The following is a 2,710-nucleotide window of genomic DNA, read 5'->3' as shown; positions in this document are numbered from 1 at the left end:
ATGGCTTATAAAATAGCGTTATTACCGCTGGCAATACACATTAATTCTGACTCAGCAGGCCTTATTATGCACATTGATCTCACCTTATCAGACATCGTCGCCCGTAAACATTTTTTCTCTGTGCCATTAGACTATCAACAAAGTCCAAGTAAACAGATTACGGTTTTCGCACGGGAAATTGTCAGTGTCGAAAATCAACATAAAAAACTGCCCTACTTAGTGTTTTTTCAAGGTGGACCGGGTTTTAGCGCAGTAAGACCTGTGAGCAATAGTGGCTGGATAAAACGCGCGTTAACTGAATATAGAGTGTTATTACTCGACCAACGAGGTACCGGACTATCAAGCCCGGTTAATGCCACCAGCTTAAGTTACATGAGTTCAACAGACCAAGCGGACTACCTAAGCTTTTTCCGTGCAGACAATATTGTTCGAGATGCAGAGTATATTCGCGCAAAATTATCGCCAGATGAACCTTGGAGTATTTTAGGCCAAAGTTTTGGTGGATTTTGTGTATTGCATTATTTATCTGCTGCACCAGAAGGCCTCAAAGAGGCATACATTACCGGTGGTATTCCTTCAGTAGACCGCCCTGCCGAAGAGGTTTATCAAGCCACTTATCAACGTGTCATCGCTAAAAACAATGACTTTTTCAAACGCTTTAGTGATGCACGCACCTTAGTCGATGACTTAGCCAAATACCTTTACGAAAACAAAGTCTACTTAGCAACTGGCGAGCAACTCACAGTTGAAATGTTGCAGTTGCTAGGCATTAATATCGGTATGGAACAAGGCCCAGAAGCGGTTTACTATCTGCTTGAGCAAGCGTTAATTGAAACACCGCATGGTATCGACGTTAATCCACTGTTTCTACATCAGTTCAGTCAATTTCTCGACTACAACACCAACCCTATTTTTGCATTAATGCATGAGTCTATTTATTGTCAGCAACAAGCATCAGCTTGGGCGGCACACAGAATACGAGCACAATACAGCCAATTTAACTATCGCCCTGACAAACCATTATTGTTCACTGGCGAAATGGTCTATCCGTGGATGTTTGCCCAATTTGAACAACTCATTCCACTGCAACAAGCCGCTGAGCTTATCGCAGCGAAAAAAGACTGGCCTGCGTTATATGACCTAGAAAAACTGGCTAATAATAAAGTCCCGGTTGCAGCCGCAATATACAGCGAAGATATGTATGTCGAAATGCAATACAGTTTAGAAACCACAAAAAAAGTGGCGAACCTTAAGTATTGGCTCACATCAGAATATGAGCACAATGGCATTCGTATGGACGGCGAACGCGTACTCGATAAATTGATAAGCCTCAATCGCGGCCACTGTTTACGCTAGTGACTCAATACTCGTAAACGTGTTCAGCTTTTGGCTTCAATAACATAAAAAAAGGGGCATAAGATTACTCTTATACCCCTTTTTATTAACATCAGCCCCGTAAAAAGCGACTCGTTAATTATAAAACCTGTAACACTTGATCAATGTTTAAACGAGATTTTGGTAACTTGGCGTTGTAGTCTTCATCTGAATGATGATAACCAAATGCTAATGCAACTTCACACACATAACCGTCCAGCTCTTTAGCAAATATTTGACCTAGCATTTCACTATCAACACCTTCCATTGGCGTAGAGTCGATACCAAGGCGCGCTAGCGTATGCATAGTGTTACCTAATGCTAAATAGGTTTGTGACTTAGTCCAAGCCGCATTGTTACCCGCTTCATCAGTGTTTAAATCAACAAATGCGTATCCACCAAATGCACTTTCGCGATCTTCAGGTTTAGTACGGCCATCGATAATGCCTTGATCAACCACTTTGGCATAGTCTTCGCGGGTATACTTGGGGTTATATGCAAACAATATAGTATGTGAAGCCGTTTTAGCATGCGGTTGATTAAACTGAAACTTATTAGCATAAGAGTCATGTAAACGTTGCTTGGCTTCGTCACTTTCAATCACGATAAATTTCCATGGTTGAGAGTTAATTGATGACGGCGATAACACCATAGCGTCATAAATCACGGCTAAATCTTCTTTAGGCACGCGTTTAGTCGCATCATAGCGTTTGGCAGTGTAACGTTTTTCTAAATCAGCAATAATGGCATTGGTCATGTGATATCTCGATTTTAACAATGAGTAAAAGGACTGGCAGTTAACGACATTGATTAATGCAGGTGATTAACATCATCGATTAACTAACCTTGTTAGTCACAACCATTGGTCGTAAATAACATCTAAAATTCAAACTAAACACAAAAAATAAAATAATAATTAACAATAAATACAATTGGTTAACAACGTAATTTACTCAACACACTGTTTACCCTGTTATGGTGCTTAAAAACAATTTTTCAAGGTTTATAGCGCACTAAATTTATAGCCAACTGAACGGGCTTATCGCCATTTAATAGAGCAACCCATGCTGGCAGTTTGCTGTTTAGGCCCTTTGCCTATTGCAGCAATCATTTGCATGGCTTGTAGTAGTTCAGGTTCTCTGTTCGGCGCATCTTGCAAACGCGCATCATCTAAGCGGCCACGATATTGCAATTCACCGAGATAATTAAAACCAAAAAAGTCAGGAGTGCACACTGCACCATATTGCTTAGCCACTTGCTGATCTTCGTCCACTAAATAAGCAAATTCAAAACCATGTTGCTCAGCAAAACTCAGCATATTTTGTGGCGAGTCAGC

3 protein-coding genes are annotated in these 2,710 nt (G+C 40.7%); 1 reads left to right on the top strand and 2 read right to left on the bottom strand.

Annotated features, from left to right (window positions below; genetic code table 11):
* Positions 1-66: 66 nt before the first annotated feature.
* Positions 67-1,356 (top strand): alpha/beta fold hydrolase, encoded by a 1,290-nt coding sequence (locus CXF78_RS19525; RefSeq protein WP_102037691.1) that lies wholly within the window; start codon positions 67-69, stop codon positions 1,354-1,356.
* Positions 1,357-1,474: 118 nt separating this feature from the next.
* Here the strand turns inward: CXF78_RS19525 and CXF78_RS19520 are convergent, their stop codons facing one another.
* Together CXF78_RS19520 and CXF78_RS19515 are read right to left on the bottom strand one after the other, a co-directional pair.
* The gene (locus CXF78_RS19520) at positions 1,475-2,131 is read right to left on the bottom strand and encodes a nitroreductase family protein (RefSeq protein ID WP_011636882.1); all 657 of its coding nucleotides are present in this window, start codon (positions 2,129-2,131) and stop codon (positions 1,475-1,477) included.
* Positions 2,132-2,413: 282 nt separating this feature from the next.
* Positions 2,414-2,710: redoxin domain-containing protein (locus CXF78_RS19515; RefSeq protein WP_145991574.1), on the bottom strand; the 297-nt coding region annotated here is incomplete at its 5' end.

Origin of the sequence: Shewanella sp. 11B5 (assembly GCF_002836795.1) — a bacterium.
Lineage (GTDB): Bacteria > Pseudomonadota > Gammaproteobacteria > Enterobacterales > Shewanellaceae > Shewanella > Shewanella frigidimarina.
The sequence above is the reverse complement of the archived record's forward strand: the minus strand, read 5'-3'. Positions and strand labels throughout refer to the sequence as shown.

Excerpts from the sequence above, each read along its gene's own strand:
- CXF78_RS19525 (WP_102037691.1), top strand. The coding sequence starts at position 67 with ATGCACATTGATCTCACCTTATCAGACATCGTCGCCCGTAAACATTTT.
- CXF78_RS19520 (WP_011636882.1), bottom strand. The coding sequence starts at position 2,131 with ATGACCAATGCCATTATTGCTGATTTAGAAAAACGTTACACTGCCAAA.